The following is a 15,462-nucleotide window of genomic DNA, read 5'->3' on the forward strand; positions in this document are numbered from 1 at the left end:
ACGGAAGGCGGGAAACGGGGAAGCGCACCTGCGGTGGCTGCGGGCGTGCGTCGAGCGGTGTTGCCGGCGGCGCCCATGGGCGCCAGGCCGTTACTGCGCTTGTTTCTGTTGCACCTTGGCGCCATCGCGCAGGGCGTCCGGCGGGTTCACCACCACCGATTCACCTGCACTCACGCCCTTGAGGATCTGGCGGTCCTTGCCCATCGCCTGGCCGGCCTCGACCTTGCGCTGCTGCACGCGGTTCCCGTCCCCCAGCACGAAGGCCACCGAGGCACCGTCGCGCTGCACCACGGCGCCGCCCGGCACGCGCACGCCCTGCGGCTTGGCCGCGGCCTGCGGCTGGGCCTGTTCCAGGAAGCTGACCCGCACGCCCATCTCCGGCACGATGCGTGGGTCCTTCACTTTCAACGCCACGCGCACCTTCACCGTGGCCTTGCCGCGGTCGGCGGTGGGGATGATGGCGATCACCTCGCCGGGAATCTTCCATTCCGGGTAGGCGTTGAGCGTGGCTTCCACCGGCATCTTCGGCTGCACGCGGCCGATGAAGGCCTCGCCGACCTCCACTTCGATCTCCAGCGAGTCCATGTCCACGATGGTGCCGATGCCGGTACGGGTGAAGCCACCACCCGCCGACAGCGGCGAAACGATCTCACCAGGCTGCGCCGCCTTGGCGGTGACCACGCCGGAGAACGGCGCGCGCACGATGTTGTTGTCCACGCCCAGATCGGCGATGGCCAGCTGGTCGTTGGCAACCTTGACGTTGCGCTGCGCGGTATCCAGCTGCGCACGCAGGCTGTCGCGCTGGGCCACGGCCTGGTCGTACTGCGAGCGCGAGACCAGCTGCTGGCCAACCAGCGCCTGCAGGCGGCTGGCTTCGGCGGCGGCCTGCCTCTGCTGCGCCTCCAGCCCGGCGACCTGGCTGCGTGCGGCCTGCAGCTGCGAGGCGTACAGGCTGCGCTGCGCGTCGGCATCGATCGGGTCGAGCGTGGCCATCACCTGGCCAGCCTCGACCCGCATGCCTTCTTCGATCATCACCTCGCGCACCTTGCCGGTGATCTTGGCCGATACCGTGGCCATGCGCCGGGCGACCACGTAGCCACTGGCGTCGAGCACCGAGCTGCTGGCGCTGCCCTGCTGGATGGCCACGGCGGGAGCGGTTTCCACCTCTACGGCCGGTGCGCGACCGAACAGGTAGGCCACGGCCGCGGCGACCAGCAGCACGACCACGATGATCGCGATCCACAACCCGCGGCGACCACCGCCATTGCCTCGGGAGGCCGGCGGCGGCGACTTGCGGTCGATACGGAGTTCCTTCAACAGCTCGGCAGAAGCGTTCATTCGTTCCATCACATGCGTTCGGGCGGGTGTGGCCGGAAGCGCGGACGACGGCGGTTCCGGCGGTGGAGCGTGCGGCACAGCATGAAGGCAGGTACAGCGATGACGGCAGTGACAGCTGTCATCCGATGACACTGACGGCGGCAACTGCGAAATGTGACCACGGCGGCACAGGATGGCAACGTTCCCGCTACCGGTACCGCTCGTGGATCCGATCGCCCCATTGCCGGCCCGCCGCAGCGGCACCACCAAGCGTACCGTGATCTGCGCTCGGTTGCGCCGGTGCCAACTGGCCGGCGGCGGCGCCTGCGCGCAGCCGGCCGAACTGGCATGATCGGCGGCGATCATCCCCGCCTGGAACCGCCTGTGCCGTCCACCTGGCTTGCCTCCCTGCTGCGCCCCGCGCCGGACTCGGCGGTGGCCGAGACGCTGCGCCGGGGAAAATCACCCTGGAGCGAGGCGATCCACCTGCTGTGGTCGGTGTGGATCTTCCTGACGCCCTTGCTCGGCCATGGCTTTACCCTGCGCTGGCTGCTGCTGACGCTGGCCAGCTATCCGGTGTTCCTGCTGCTGTACGCCAAGGTGATGGTGGCGCCGCGCCATCACGCCCCGCGCTATGCCCTGGGCCTGATCGCGATGTCGCTGGTGCTGCTGCCCTGGTACCCGTCCGGGCTGACCTACTTCGTGTTCGGCTGCGTGCTGCTGCGGGTGAGCGGTCGCGGCGGCTGGTGGCAGTATCTGCTGCAGCTCACTGGTCTGAACCTCCTGTTCTGCAGCCTCGCCCTGCTGTTCCAGTACCCGTGGCAGAGCCTGGTCTGGATCCCCGCCGTGTCCTATATCGTCGGCCTGGTCGTGAACGTGGAGGCACTCAACCAGCAGAAGGATGCGGCACTGCAGCTTTCGCAGGACGAGGTGCGGCGGCTCGCAGCCACCGCCGAGCGCGAACGCATCGGCCGCGACCTGCACGACCTGCTCGGCCACACCCTGTCGCTGATCACGTTGAAGCTGGAACTGGCGCGCAAGCTGCACGACCGCGGTGATGCACGCGCGCGGCAGGAGATCGGCGAGGCCGAGGCCATCGCCCGCGAGGCGCTGGCGCAGGTCCGAAGTGCGGTCACCGGTATCCGCGCCAGCGACCTGGCCGGCGAGCTGGCATCGGCGCGGCTGCTGCTGGAGTGCCAGCAGGTCCACCTTCAGTACGCACCACCACCGGCGATGCCGGTGGATGTCGAACGCGGGCTGGCGCTGGTGCTGCGCGAGGCCGCGACCAATATCGTGCGCCATGCACAGGCGACGCAGGCACGGGTGGAGTTCATGCTGGAGGGACGCATGCTGGCGATGCAGATCCGCGACGATGGTCGTGGCGGCGTGCAGGCGGAGGGCAATGGGTTGTGCGGCATGCGCGAACGCGTGGCCGCCCTGGGTGGAAGCCTGCAGGTGCAGTCCGCAAAGGGCGAGGGCACGGTGCTGACCGTGCGCGTGCCACTGGCCGCTGCGACCACACCGCTGCCGCCAGGCGTGCCGCCGTCGCTGGTGCAGGACGGTGCCGCATGATCCGCATCCTGCTGGCTGAAGACCAGGCGATGGTACGCGGCGCACTGTCGGCGCTGCTGGGCCTGGAAGCGGATATCGAAGTGCTGGGCAGCGCCGCCGACGGCGAAACCGCGTGGCGCATGCTGCAGCAGCTGCAGCCGGACATCCTGGTGACCGACATCGAGATGCCGGGCCTGTCCGGGTTGGAGCTTGCACAGCGCATCGCGCGTCACGAGCTGCCGATCAAGGTGGTGATCGTGACCACCTTCGCCCGCGCAGGTTTCCTGCGCCGCGCGCTGGAAGCCGGCGTGCTGGGCTACCTGCTGAAGGACGCACCGGCCGAGAACCTGGCCGAGGCACTGCGCAAGGTGAAGCAGGGCATCCGCGCGATCGACCCGCAGCTGGCACTGGATGCGTGGTCGCAGGCCGACCCGCTGACCGACCGCGAGCGTCGCGTGCTGCGGCTGGCGGGTGAGGGCCGCACCGCCAGCGAGATCGCCGAGCAGTTGGGGCTGTCGCACGGCACGGTGCGCAACTATCTGTCCGAGTGCATCGGCAAGCTGGGCGTAGCCAATCGCATTGAGGCGTACCGGCTGGCGCGGCAGAAAGGGTGGTTGTAGCGGCGCCTTGCGTTTCCCGGTGATGTCATTTCCGCGACCGCGGAGGGGTGTCACTTTCTTTGCGCGCAAAGAAAGTAACCAAAGAAACGCTCCGCCGGCCGCGAGCCGCCGCTACGCGACGGTTCCCTGTGCTCCTCGGTCCGTCGAGGTACGGCGCGGGAACTCGCTGCGCTCAGACACCCGCGCCTCTTCGCCCTCGCCGGACCTGCGGTGCTCGGCTCGCTCAAGGCGGACTTGAAGGTCAAGATCAACAGCAAGAGCATCCACGCATGGCGTGGATCTACTGGGTGCAGCTTCCGCCTTTGACGTTGGTTCCGCCTTTTAGCGAGCCGAGCATCGCAGGGGAATCAGGGGCGCAGAGGCGCCGATGTCTGAGCGCAGCGAGTTCGGCGCCGGCCCCTGATTCACCGAGAAGCGCAGGGTACCGGCGCATAGCGCCGGCTCGCGTTCTGGCGGCGTGTTTCTTTGGTTACTTTCTTTGCGCGCAAAGAAAGTGACACCCCTCCGCGGTTGCGGAAACGATCCGCCGGGAACTCCCGGCGAACCCGCTCAATCCTTCCCGCGCGCCATCGCCTGGAACACCCCGTCCCGCCGCACCCACAGGTGGAACAACGCCGCACCCACATGCATCAGCACCGTGGCGAACAACACATAGGCCAACAGGCTGTGCGCATTGCGCAGCGCGGCATACAGCGCCGGGGTATGCGGCACGATCGGCGGCAGGTGCAGCCCTCCCCACAGCACGATCGGGTATCCGCCAGCCGACAGCATCGCCCAGCCGATCAACGGCATCGCCAGCATCAGCGCGTACAGCATCCAGTGCGAGGCCTTGGCCGCTACCCCCTGCCAGACCGGCAGGTCGGCAGGCAGCGCCGGTGGGCGATGGCGCAGCCGGTTGTACAGGCGCAGCAGCGCCAGCAACAGGATCGCGATGCCCAGTGGGCGGTGCAGGTCGATCAGCGCGGGACGCAGGTGCAGCGAGGCGACCATGGTCACGCCGATGAACAGCATGGCGACGATCATCAGTGCCATGGACCAGTGCAGCACCCGCGCCAGCAGGTTGAAGTGGCCGTTGCCGGTGCTCATCGTGCGGCCTCCTTCGGTTGTTCGACGTTGCCGCTGGCGCGCTCGCGTTCACGGCGGTTGAAGGACTGCGAGTACACCGCCGAGCGGGCCGCCAGGATCGGATCATTACTGCCGCGCACCCCACTGGGCAGGATCAGCGGATCGAAGTTGATCTGGCCGCAGGCGCCTTCTTCCTGCGACTGCATGCGGTCCAGGCTGAGTACGCCCGCCACTACCTGGTCACGCGACTCGGGCCACGGCACCGACGGATCATCGATGGCGTCGCCGGGCTCGGCAGTGGTCACGACCAGGTTCCAGCGTACCGGGCCGCGGGCCAGGCGCTGCTGCAGTTCCTGGCTGAGGAAATCGACGCTGGCCTGCTTGCGCGCTTCCGCATCCATCTCCACCACCGGCGCCAGCGGCTGCCAGCGCCAGCGCACCGCACGCTTCTGGCCCTGCGCATTGGTGAACCAGAAACTGTTGACGCTGTTGAAAGTGGTGTCGGCCCAGCTGCTGGTCCATGGCGCTGTCTTCGCCCACTGCTGGAACGCCTGCGCACTGGGGTATTTCGCCAGCACTGCCGCCATCTTCTGCGGGTCCGGCTTGCCGGTGGCCGGGTCGGGAATCGAGGCGCGCGTCTGCTCGTAGAACGCCTCGGCCGTGGGTACCGCGAAGAACGGGAAGCTGTTCATCGCCATGCGCCATTCCTGGCCATCATCGCTGACCATCTGCACCGCCAGGCTGCGCACGCGTGCGGTGTTGTCGGCGCCGTAGGGGTCGCCGCCACCGATTGACAGGCGGCCCATCACCGGCACCCGCGTCTGCGAGAACACCCGGGCACTGGACAGGGTAGGGGCCTGCGCGCTGGGTTCGAACCAGCCGCTTACGCAGATGCCCTTGCTGTGTGCACGGCGGAAGCCCGGATGGGCCGGGCCGGTGGCCTCGATGGTGTCGGTGAAGCGCTGCGCGGTGAGGCGGTCGCCCATCCAGCCGGCCAGCCAGGCGAAGGCCAGCACCACGGTTCCCAGGATGAGCGCGATCAGCGCGATCCAGAGCAGGGGGGAATGCTTGCGCGGTGCGCCCGGCGTCTGGCCGGAACGGGTGTAGCCGAAGAGCGACATGGTCGGAGTCCTGCCTTCACGGAGCGTGTGGGTGGTCGACCCACACATCCTCGCAGAACCCGGCCGAGGCCGAAATTCAATTTTTCGTCAGATTTGCCGGGGACGGCGTGCCGACCAAGGTCGGCATCCACCCGATCAGCTGTAACGCGCCTTCAGCATCGCCCAGGCCGAGCGCAGCGCCAGCGCTTCGCCACCGGCCGGACGGCCCGGGCGTTCGCCGTCGTTCCAGGCGTACACGTCCAGGTGCGCCCAGCGCTGGCTGTCTTCCAGGAAGCGCTCCAGGTACAGCGCGGCGGTCACCGAGCCGGCCATGCGCGAACCGGCATTGGCCAGGTCGGCGATGCCGCTGCTCAGATAGCGCAGGTAGGGGCGCCACAGCGGCATGCGCCAGACCGGGTCACGGGTTGCGTCGCCGGCCTGCAGCCACTGCTGCGCCACCGTGTCGTCGTTGCTGAAGAGCGCCGGCAGATCCGGACCCAGCGCGATGCGTGCGGCACCGGTGAGCGTGGCGAAATCCAGCACCAGGTCCGGCTTCTGCTCACCAGCGAAGGTCAGCGCGTCGCACAGGATCACGCGGCCTTCGGCATCGGTGTTGTCGATCTCCACGCTCAGGCCCTTGCGGGTGGCGATCACTTCGCCCGGGCGGAACGCATCCGGACCTATCGCGTTTTCCACCGCCGGCACCAGCAGGGTCAGCCGCACCGGCAGTCCGCGCGCCATCACCAGGCCGGCCAGGGCCAGCGCATGCGCGGCGCCGCCCATGTCCTTCTTCATGTTGCGCATGCCGTCGGCCGGCTTGATGTCCAGGCCGCCGGTATCGAAGCACACGCCCTTGCCGACCAGCACCAGTGCCGGGTCGGTTTCCTTGCCCCAGCGCAGCACCACCAGACGCGGCGCGCGGTGCGACGCGCGGCCCACGGCGTGGATGGCCGGGAAGTTCTGCTTCAGCAGTTCATCGCCGGTGATCGCCTCGACCTGCGCACCATGTGCATCGGCCAGTGCACGCGCGGCGTCTTCCAGCTGCTGCGGCCCCATGTCTTCGGTCGGGGTGTTGACCCAGTCGCGCACGCGCAGGCTGGCGGCGATCAGGTCGGCCACTTCGCCGGACGGTGCGGCCACCAGCTGCGCCGGGGCGCGGTTGCGCTTGCGGTAACGGTCGAAGCGGTAGCTGCCCAAACCCCAGCCCAGCTGCAGCAGCGCCTGTTCGGCAGCAGGCAGTTCATTGGCCAGCTGCCAGACACTGCCTTCCGGCAGCGCGTGCGGCGCATGCGCATAGCTGTAGGCATCGGCGCGATCACCGACACCGATCACCGCGCCGGCCAGGCCCTCACTGCCGGGCAGCAGGGCCACGCTGTGCGCACCGGCAGTGAAACCCTGCGAGGCCAGCCAGGCCTGGGTGGCGGCCGGTTGGCCTTGCTTCCAGGCGGCGAACTGCTCGCGGTCCAGCACGTACAGCGGCAGCGCTGCGGCGGTGTCGGCGGTGAAACCAGTGATCTCGCTCATGCGTCAGGTACTCCGGGATGCGGCGGCGTCGAGGTTGGCGTCCAACCAGTCGGCCAGGCCGGTGAGGGTGTCGAACTGCAGGTCCGGCTGCAGTTTCGGATGGGTCCAGGTGGCTGCTTCGCGGTTGATCCAGCACCCACGCAGGCCGGCGGCGATCGCCCCGGCCACGTCCATTTCGGCGTGGTCGCCGACATGCAGCACCTGTGCCGGCGCCACACCCAGTCGGGTGCAGGCGGCGTGGAAGATGCTTGCCTCCGGCTTGGCCGCGCCGTGTTCGCGCGCGCCCAGCTGGAAGGCGAAATGATGGGCCAGGCCGATCCGCTCCAGATCGGCGTTGCCGTTGCTCAGTGCTGCCACCGGCACCCGCGCGGCAATCCTCGCCAGCGCATCGATCGCATCGGGATAGCACTCGACCTGGTTGCGCGCGGCGTAGAACGCTTCGTACGCTGGCTCCAGCAGATCGAGGCTGGCGCCGCTGGCGTGCAGCGCTTCGTGCAGGGTCAGCCGACGCAGCGCGCTCAGGTCGTGGTGGAGGTGCGGATGGGCGTGGTACAGGCGCTCGCGCAGTTCGCGCATCGCCGCCACCGGATACATCGCGGCGGTGGCGGGGCTGTGTTCACGCATCCACTCGTGCAGGACCAGGTCGATGCGGGCGCCAATCGGAGCGAACGGCCACAGCGTGTCGTCAAGGTCGAGAGTGATGGCTTGGACGGGGAAATTCACCCCTCCATTCTACGCCTGCCCGCGCGGGCTTTCATTCCAGCAGCCGTGCCCAGCCCTGCATGCCGTCCAGCCGTGCCAGTACCAGCTTGATGCAGACCAGCAGCGGCACCGCCAGCAGCAGGCCGATCATGCCCCAGGCCCAGCCGAACACCATCAGCGCCAGGATCAGCACCAGCGGCGACAGCTTCATGCGCCGGCCCAGCACGATCGGGGTCACCATCTGCCCTTCCAGAGTGTGCAGGGCCAGGTACGCGGCCGCCGGCAGCAGCGCCTGCAGCGGGTCGCGGAATTCCACGAAGCCCATCAGCAGCATCAGTGCCACGCCGATCAGCGGACCGACGTACGGGGCAAAGTTCAGCAGCGCGGCCACCGTGCCCCACAGCAGCGCCTCCTGCAGGCCGATGCCGAGCAGCATCAGCACGCCAGCGAACACCAGCCCGACCAGGGTGTTGATCACGCTGATGGTCAGCACATAGCGCGAGACCTCGCGCTCGATCGACCGCAGGATGTCGGCGGTGAAGCGCTGCTGCTGGCGGTTCGGGAACAGCGCGATCGCCGCGCGCTGCAGGCTCTGCCCGTAGATCATGAAGAACAGGGTCAGCAGCACCACGGCCAGCACCGAGGCGGCAAGCCGTGGCGCGCGGGTCAGCATGCGGTACGGGTCGTCGAGCTGGGTGCGGATCACCTGCACCTTATGGTTGCTGTCGCCGCCGGCGACGCGCGCGAAGTTCTCCGCCGCCTGGTTGGCCTGCTGCACCGGCTTGGTCAGGTCCTGCACCTGGCGGGCGACCTTGCGCAGCTGCTGCGGGGCTTCCTGCGCCCATTCCATCGCCGGGCCGATCAATTGCACCGCCAACGAACCGGTCACGCCCAGGCCGGCGCCGAGGACCAGCAGCGCGCCCAGCGCGCGCGGAATCCACAGTTTCTGCAGAAGGCGCAGGATCGGGTTGCCGACCAGCGCGAAGAACATCGCCAGCAGCACCGGCAGGATGATGTCCTGCGCCGCCCACAGCGTGTAGCCCACCGCCAGGGTCGCCAGCACCACCAGCGACATCGGCCCGCGTGGGCGAGACGGAGGCGGCAGCGGTGCCTCCGGGTCCTGCGGATCGGCTGGTGACAGGGACAGGGAGGACTCGCTCATCGACGCATCAGCCGGAAGGGGGAGCGCATTATCCGCCGGCCGCCATCGGCGCGGCGGATTCCATGGATCAACGTTCGGACAGTTCGGTGGCCGCCTCGGCCGGGCGCGGTTCGCGCAGGTCCGGTTCCGGCTCCGGCACAGCTCGCGCTGCCGGTGCGGGCCGTGCTTCAGCGGCGGAGGCCGCCGCCTGTGCCTGTTCACTGGCGTTGTCGGCTTCTTCGGCCGCATCGTCGGCGGTGGCCGCCGCCTGCGCCGCCATCGCCGTGGCGAACGCCGCCTGCGCACTGGCGAACAGGTTCGAGACCGAACCGACCATCTGCAGCCAGCGCGCACCGTTGACCTTGCCCGGCATTTCCAGCTTGCCGGCAATGAAGCCACCGGCAAGGCCCACCACCACGATGCGCAGTGGCGACCAGCCCTGGCGCCAGACCTGGCTGAGCGTGGACCAGTGGTCCTGGGTCTCGACCAGGCGTACGGTCACCACCTGTTCGCAGCGCTTCACCCGCCGCTGCAGCGCACCGAACTTCATGGCTTGCCCTCTGGCAGCTGCACATCGGCATCGGGGTCGTCTTCGCTGGGCTCGTCGAACAGGCCCAGGCGGGACAGCTGGCGCCGGGTGGCGTGCATGCCGGTGTGGTGGAAGAAGTAGGACACCCGCCAGATCGCATAACCGGTGACGGCCAGGCTCAGCAGCGAGGTGATCAGCAGGGCCTGTAGCCAGCTCAGGCCCCAGCTTTGCAGCAGGGCGATGAGGGTGGCGGCCATCAGCAGCCAGGCCGACGCACCGAATACGATCGCTACGCCGGCCCAGGCCAGCGCGCGGCCGAAGGCACTGCGTGCCAGCGCGAAGTCGGCCGAGGCCAACCGGCGCAGCGAACGCAGCGAGTGCTTGGCCGAGTCGGCAGCGGCACGACCGGCCGCGCCGACCTGGCGGATGCTCTCATCCAGCGGCGGGGTAGCCGCCGGATCAGGGGCTTGCGCGTTGTCTTCGCTCACGCCGCGGCTTACTTGTCGCTGCTGCCGCGGGCCAGCTTGGCGATGATCCAGCCGGCAGCGAAGGCCACGCCGAACGAGGCCAGCGGACGCTCACGGATCAACTCGGCGGCGCTGTCGATCAGGTCCTTGCCCTTGTCCATCAGTGCATCGACCTGTTCCTTGGCGGCGGCACCACCAAACTCGGCAGCGGCCAGGCCGGACAGCGCGCTATCGGACAGTTCAGCCTTGACGTTAGCCTTGCCGATGCGCAGTTCGTCGGTGGCGGCACCGGTGGCGCCCTTGATCGCACCGCCGGCGGCGCTGGCGGCCTGCTTCAGGTGGGAACCGGCTTCACCCAGGTGTTCCTTCAGGTTCTCGGTATTGGTGGGGCTCATCGAATCACTCCTGTTGCGATGGGGGAACGGGTGTCGGCGGTGCCGACCTGGACGGACAGCAATAGCATTGCCGGGGTATAGGGGGTGTTACGGCAGGGCGATCAGCGCATCACGAGCTGGCCCTGCTGCTGGCCATTGTTGCGCAGCACGCGCACCACCAAGGTCGGCGGGCGCTGCTGGAAATTGGCACGCCAGCTGGCCAGGTCGGCGAATTCGCCCACGGTGGCGTCGGTGATGATGTCGCCCTGCTGCAGGCCGTTGCTGGCGGCGCGGCTGCCGCGCTTGACCTCGCTGACCAGCACGCCGCCGACCCCCGACTGCCGCAGTGACTCGGGCAGGTCGACGAAGGTGGCGCCGGTCAGCCGCGGGTCCAGGCTCTCGCCGGTGACCGCACGTGCCTGTTCCTTCAGCGTCGCCTTGATCTGTAGTGGCTTGCCTTCGCGGCGTACGTCCAGCGTCATCGCGCTGCCGACGGCCGCCAGGCCTTCCACGTTGTGCAGGGCCTCGGCGCTGTCCACGCGCTGGCCGTTGGCCGACACCACCACGTCGCCCGGTTTCAGCCCGGCTGCGGCGGCGGCCGAACCGGCCAGCACGCGGGTGATCAGCGCACCGCGGGTTTCGCCCAGGCCCAGGCCCTGCGCGATCTGCGCGGTCAGGTTCTGGCTTTCCACGCCCAGCGTGCCGCGCACCACAACGCCGTGCTTGACCAGCTGATCGACCACGCTGCGCGCCAGGTTGGAAGGAATCGCCAGGCCCAGGCCGATGTTGCCGGCCATGCTGCCCTGCGGGTTGAAGCTGGCGGTATTGATGCCGACCAGCTGGCCCTGCAGGTCGACCAGCGCGCCACCGGAGTTGCCCGGATTGATCGACGCATCGGTCTGGATGAAGTTCTGGTAGCCCAGCCCGCGGATGCCGCTGCGGCCCACCGCCGAGACGATGCCGGACGTGACCGTTTGGCTGAAGCCGAACGGGTTGCCGATGGCCACCACGAAGTCGCCTACGCGCAGCTGGTCGCTGTTGCCGAGCTTGATGTCGGTCAGGTTCTGCGCCGGAATGCGGATCAGCGCGATGTCGGTATCGCGGTCCGAACCGAGGAATTCGGCCTTGACCGTGCGCCCGTCCGCCAGTGTCACCTGCACGTCATCGGCGTTGTCGATGACATGGTGGTTGGTCAGCACCAGCCCCTCCTTGGCGTCGATGATCACGCCCGAGCCCAGCGATTCGTTGATGCGTTCCTGCGGGATGTCCGGGAACAGGCGGCGGAAGAACGGGTCGTTGAAGAAGGGGTTGCGCACGCGCACCACTTGCTTGGTATTGACACTGACCACCGCCGGCATTGCCTTTTCCAGCATCGGTGCCAGCGACGGTACCGCCTGACCGGCCACCGAAGCCGGCAAGGCCGCCGTGGTCGGCAACATCGCCGGCAGCGGCGCGGCGTCGGCACGGTTGTCCATGTGGGCATTGATGCCGGTGGCAACGAAGCCACCGAAGGCGGCGGCGATTGCGAGCGTGAGCAGGGTAGGAAGCGGTCGCATGGGAGTCGGTTCGCTGGCGTGGGTGGGGGCGGTACGGCCCTACGGTAGAACAAGCTGAATGAGTGTGTCGCGATCTGGATAAATGCGCCATGAAAACGGGTGCCTCGAAGGGGGGGCGCAGGGGCCAGAACGCGGTTGTGGCGACACCCGGGCAGGTGATGGGTGCGCCACTCAAGGCCAACGCGCGCCGCACTGGCACAGGCGGATACGTGCGCAGTTCCGCGCAGGCGGGCGCCGCAATGCGCCACGACGGATGCCGGACGCTGCCTCCGTGCACGTGCGCGCGACGACGGTCAGACAATGCTGGGTTCGCGTAGCGCAGCACTGAAAAAAAGGGGTTTGCTGCGAACCGAAGGTGGCAACAGGGGCTGCTGCGTACACCATCGGCGTCGCAACAGATGCGATTGCTGGCACATGCCCCGTTCCACGATCGTCAATGTCGGTATAGCATCGCCCCGTTTTGATACTTAAGGCCCGCAGGAGGGCAACATGAGCAACGGTAATGGTGTGTCGGTCGTGACCGACGCTGTCGAGAACGTCAAAGAAACCGCCACCAACGTCGGCGAGACCATCGCCCACGCTGCCGAAGACGCAGTGAAGTCGGTCAAGAAGACCGTCAAGCGCGCCAGCAAGGCTGCCGGTACCCGCGTTGCCAAGGCCAAGAAGGCCGTGGCCAAGGTCGAGAAGACCGTTGCCAAGAAGGCCGAGAAGGCTGCCAAGTCGGTCGGCAAGACGGTTGCCAACGCCAGGAAGAAGCTGGAAGCGGCCAAGAAGAACGCCAAGGCCGAAGCTGCTGCCCTGAAGAAGGAAGTGGCGAAGAAGAAGGCGGCTGCGGGCAAGGCCGTGACCAAGAAGGCCGCCGCTGCCAAGAAGACCACCAAGGCCGCCACCAAGGCTGCCGGCAAGAAGGTCGCCACCGTGAAGAAGGCCGCCACCAAGAAGGCTGCTGTCGCGAAGAAGACCGTTGCCAAGAAGACCGCGGCCGCCAAGAAGGTGGTTGGCAAGAAGGTCGCCACCACCAAGAAGGCTGTGGCCAAGAAGACCGTCGCCGCCAAGAAGGCCGTGGCTGCGAAGAAGGTTGTCGGCAAGAAGGTTGCCGCCACCAGGAAGGTCGCCACCAGGAAGACTGCCGCCGCCAAGAAGGTTGTGGGCAAGAAGGCTGCCGTCGCCAAGAAGGCCGTCGGCAAGAAGACCGCCGCGGCCAAGAAGGTTGTCGGCAAGAAGACCGCTGTTGCCAAGAAGGCAGTTGGCAAGAAGGTTGCCGCCACCCGCAAGACGGTCGCCAAGAAGGCTGCGCCGCTGAAGAAGGTCGCCGCCAAGAAGGCTCCGGCCAAGAAGGCCGTGCGCAAGGTCGCCAAGCGCAAGTAATCGCGCCGTGACCGAAGGCCCTGCCACCCCCGGGGTGGTGGGGCCTTTCGCGTTTCTGGGACGCGGTCTGGGGCAAGATGCAGGTTATTCCCGCCGGAGCCCCGGGCATGCGTGGTATCGACTTCAGTTCCTGGCAGGGCGTGCTGTCTACCTTGGCCGGCCTGGTCCTGATCACCCTGCTGGGCGTGGGCATCCGCTTGCTGGTGATGCAGACCCTGCAGCAGCGTCGCGAGCGCGAGAACCGGCAGATCAACGAGCGGCTGCGCACACTGATGGCGGCCTACAAGACCCTGGGCGGTTCATTCACTGGTGAACTGGGCGTGGATCCTAGCCATCGCCGCGATCTGCGCCAGCGCGAAGCGGCCGAAGGCATCGCCGAACCGCGTTCGGATCGAACGCGCCGCATCCGCGATGCGGTCGAGGCCGCGCTCTCGGACATCCTGTTGCTGGGCACCGACGAACAGGTGCGGCTGGCCGCGCGTGCCGCCAATGAACTGGCACAGGGGCGGCCGGTACATACCCACGAACTGGTGGTCTCGCTGCGCGACTTCGTGCGCGAAGCGCTGGATCTGGCGCCGATTCCGGCCGACCTGCAGATACCGCCGCAGGGGCCGACCCGGCCGGGTGCCGCCAGTGGCGGCGGCAAGGGCCGCAACGAGGGCGATGCCAAGGGCGGTCGTGCGGGTGGAGGAGGTGGCGGTGGCGGAATGGGCGCTGGCATGGGGGGTGTCGGCCTCGGCGCCGGCGCCGCTCTGGGCGCCGGCCATGCGTCTGCCAGCGATGAAACGGACGCGCGCTGAGCACGTCCGCCCGGTTCAGCGCGTCAGCTCGTAGAGCGGCACGAAGCCGCCGTAGATCATCCGCGCGCCGTCGAACGGCATCGGATTCTTCGCAGGATCAAACCGCGGGTCTTCCATCATCTTCTTCATGCCGGCGTCGCGGGTCGGCTTGTCCGGCCATTCGATCCAGGAAAACACCACCGTCTCGTCTGGCGTGGCTTTCACTGCGCCGAAGAAGTCGGTGGTCTTGCCGTGCGGCACGTCATCGCCCCAGCACTCGACCACGCGCAGTGCCCCGTACTCGATGAAGACCGGATTTCCTGTGCGTGCATGGGCGAGGAACTTCTCCTTGTTGGCGGTGGGCACCGCCAGGACGAAACCATCGATGTAGCTCATTGCCAGCCTCCGGATGGACCGTGCCACATGCACGGCCTTCAAGTACACGACGAACCAGGGGATCGGGGATCGACAGCGGTGGATCGTGAAGAAACCTGAAAATGCACGCGCGCCGCGCGCGTATGCCAGAGACAGCCTGAATCAAGCCAAAAAATTCAGCAATGCGAAGAACGCTGTTTTCAGGGAGCGTTGTGGCGAATAACGGAGAATTTACATTCCCGATGCGATGGCGCCTTGGCGCTGCTGCACACCATAAGAAAGTAAAAGGTGTACCCCCATGAAGAATTCGCTGATTGCTCTGGCCCTGGCCGCTGCCCTGCCGTTCACCGCCTCGGCTGCTGAGAACCTGTCGTACAACTACGCCGAAGCCGACTACGCCAAGACCGACATCGACGCGTTCAAGGCCGACGGCTGGGGCGTGAAGGGTTCGTACGGCTTCGTGCCGAACTTCCACGCTTTCGGTGAGTACAGCCGCCAGGAAATCGACCACACCAACATCAAGCTGGACCAGTGGAAGATCGGCGCCGGCTACAACGTTGAAATCGCCCCGACCACCGACTTCGTTGCCCGCGTTGCTTACCAGAAGCGCGACCAGAAGCACGGCCTGGACTTCAACGGCTACAGCGCTGAAGCGGGTATCCGCACCGCCTTCGGTGCCCACGCCGAAGTCTACGGCATGGTCGGCTACGAAGATTTCTCGAAGAAGCACGGCATCAATCCGGAAGGCCAGTGGTACGGTCGCCTGGGTGGCCAGGTCAAGCTGAACCAGAACTGGGGCATCAATGGCGAGCTGAAGATGAACCGCGACGGCGACAAGGAATACACCGTCGGCCCGCGTTTCAGCTGGTAATAGCTTCCTCGGCGCGCCTGCGCGCTGAAGATGCCTCGACAGGCCCGGCGCATGCCGGGCCTGTTGCGTTGTGACGACCCGAAACCGCAGCTGAGCATGTTCCGGGGCCGCTGCTGCGTTGCA

At 67.5% G+C, this 15,462-nt stretch carries 16 protein-coding genes; 5 read left to right on the forward strand and 11 right to left on the reverse strand.

All coding sequences use genetic code 11. The features are described from left to right. Window positions 1–90: 90 nt before the first annotated feature. Complete coding sequence (locus ACZ75I_RS01250) at window positions 91–1,338, reverse strand: efflux RND transporter periplasmic adaptor subunit (RefSeq protein WP_180868091.1); 1,248 nt, start codon at window positions 1,336–1,338, stop codon at window positions 91–93. A 327-nt stretch (window positions 1,339–1,665) separates the two neighbouring features. Between ACZ75I_RS01250 and ACZ75I_RS01255 the strand changes: the two genes are divergently transcribed. Next, complete coding sequence (locus tag ACZ75I_RS01255; RefSeq protein WP_154350080.1) at window positions 1,666–2,889, forward strand: sensor histidine kinase; 1,224 nt, start codon at window positions 1,666–1,668, stop codon at window positions 2,887–2,889. Then, window positions 2,886–3,488 (forward strand): response regulator transcription factor, encoded by a 603-nt coding sequence (locus ACZ75I_RS01260; protein WP_005420563.1) that lies wholly within the window; start codon window positions 2,886–2,888, stop codon window positions 3,486–3,488. The genes ACZ75I_RS01255 and ACZ75I_RS01260 overlap by 4 nt, the downstream gene beginning before the upstream one ends. A 549-nt stretch (window positions 3,489–4,037) precedes the next feature. On the opposite strand, the gene ACZ75I_RS01265 is transcribed toward ACZ75I_RS01260, so the two are convergent. The 9 genes from ACZ75I_RS01265 to ACZ75I_RS01305 form a co-directional block, all read right to left on the reverse strand. Then, the gene (locus ACZ75I_RS01265) at window positions 4,038–4,574 is read right to left on the reverse strand and encodes a cytochrome b (RefSeq protein ID WP_111201148.1); all 537 of its coding nucleotides are present in this window, start codon (window positions 4,572–4,574) and stop codon (window positions 4,038–4,040) included. Beyond that, on the reverse strand, window positions 4,571–5,674 hold the full coding sequence (locus tag ACZ75I_RS01270) for a catalase family peroxidase (protein WP_061478762.1): 1,104 nt from the start codon (window positions 5,672–5,674) through the stop codon (window positions 4,571–4,573). The genes ACZ75I_RS01265 and ACZ75I_RS01270 overlap by 4 nt, the downstream gene beginning before the upstream one ends. A gap of 135 nt (window positions 5,675–5,809) precedes the next feature. After that, window positions 5,810–7,177, reverse strand: a complete 1,368-nt coding sequence (locus ACZ75I_RS01275) for a leucyl aminopeptidase family protein (protein ID WP_242892262.1) — start codon at window positions 7,175–7,177, stop codon at window positions 5,810–5,812. A 3-nt stretch (window positions 7,178–7,180) separates the two neighbouring features. After that, a complete protein-coding gene (locus tag ACZ75I_RS01280; RefSeq protein WP_053499497.1) occupies window positions 7,181–7,900 on the reverse strand; it encodes an HAD family hydrolase in 720 nt (239 codons plus the stop codon). 31 nt (window positions 7,901–7,931) lie between these two features. After that, window positions 7,932–9,041, reverse strand: a complete 1,110-nt coding sequence (locus tag ACZ75I_RS01285) for an AI-2E family transporter (protein ID WP_061478760.1) — start codon at window positions 9,039–9,041, stop codon at window positions 7,932–7,934. Window positions 9,042–9,108: 67 nt separating this feature from the next. Then, window positions 9,109–9,570, reverse strand: coding sequence for a hypothetical protein (locus ACZ75I_RS01290; protein WP_061478759.1), 462 nt, complete (start codon window positions 9,568–9,570; stop codon window positions 9,109–9,111). After that, on the reverse strand, window positions 9,567–10,037 hold the full coding sequence (locus ACZ75I_RS01295) for a phage holin family protein (protein ID WP_004153834.1): 471 nt from the start codon (window positions 10,035–10,037) through the stop codon (window positions 9,567–9,569). The genes ACZ75I_RS01290 and ACZ75I_RS01295 overlap by 4 nt, the downstream gene beginning before the upstream one ends. 8 nt (window positions 10,038–10,045) lie before the next feature. Then, window positions 10,046–10,411, reverse strand: a complete 366-nt coding sequence (locus ACZ75I_RS01300; protein ID WP_010486932.1) for a hypothetical protein — start codon at window positions 10,409–10,411, stop codon at window positions 10,046–10,048. A 101-nt stretch (window positions 10,412–10,512) separates the two neighbouring features. Then, window positions 10,513–11,946 carry a Do family serine endopeptidase gene (locus ACZ75I_RS01305; RefSeq protein ID WP_180868078.1) on the reverse strand — a complete coding sequence of 478 codons (1,434 nt, stop codon included), beginning with the start codon at window positions 11,944–11,946 and terminating at the stop codon, window positions 10,513–10,515. Window positions 11,947–12,435: 489 nt separating this feature from the next. On the opposite strand from ACZ75I_RS01305, the gene ACZ75I_RS01310 reads away from it, so the two are divergent. Both ACZ75I_RS01310 and ACZ75I_RS01315 read left to right on the forward strand, forming a co-directional pair. Next, complete coding sequence (locus ACZ75I_RS01310; RefSeq protein WP_180868076.1) at window positions 12,436–13,314, forward strand: histone; 879 nt, start codon at window positions 12,436–12,438, stop codon at window positions 13,312–13,314. Window positions 13,315–13,421: 107 nt separating this feature from the next. Beyond that, window positions 13,422–14,114, forward strand: coding sequence for a hypothetical protein (locus ACZ75I_RS01315; RefSeq protein ID WP_061478756.1), 693 nt, complete (start codon window positions 13,422–13,424; stop codon window positions 14,112–14,114). A gap of 15 nt (window positions 14,115–14,129) precedes the next feature. Here ACZ75I_RS01315 and ACZ75I_RS01320 read toward each other — a convergent pair whose 3' ends face one another. Further along, on the reverse strand, window positions 14,130–14,489 hold the full coding sequence (locus ACZ75I_RS01320) for a DUF1428 domain-containing protein (protein WP_134968598.1): 360 nt from the start codon (window positions 14,487–14,489) through the stop codon (window positions 14,130–14,132). 277 nt (window positions 14,490–14,766) lie between these two features. On the opposite strand from ACZ75I_RS01320, the gene ACZ75I_RS01325 reads away from it, so the two are divergent. Further along, window positions 14,767–15,339 (forward strand): OmpO family porin, encoded by a 573-nt coding sequence (locus ACZ75I_RS01325; protein WP_180868072.1) that lies wholly within the window; start codon window positions 14,767–14,769, stop codon window positions 15,337–15,339. The last annotated feature ends 123 nt before the right edge of the window (window positions 15,340–15,462 follow it).

This window comes from Stenotrophomonas sp. X (assembly GCF_055721025.1).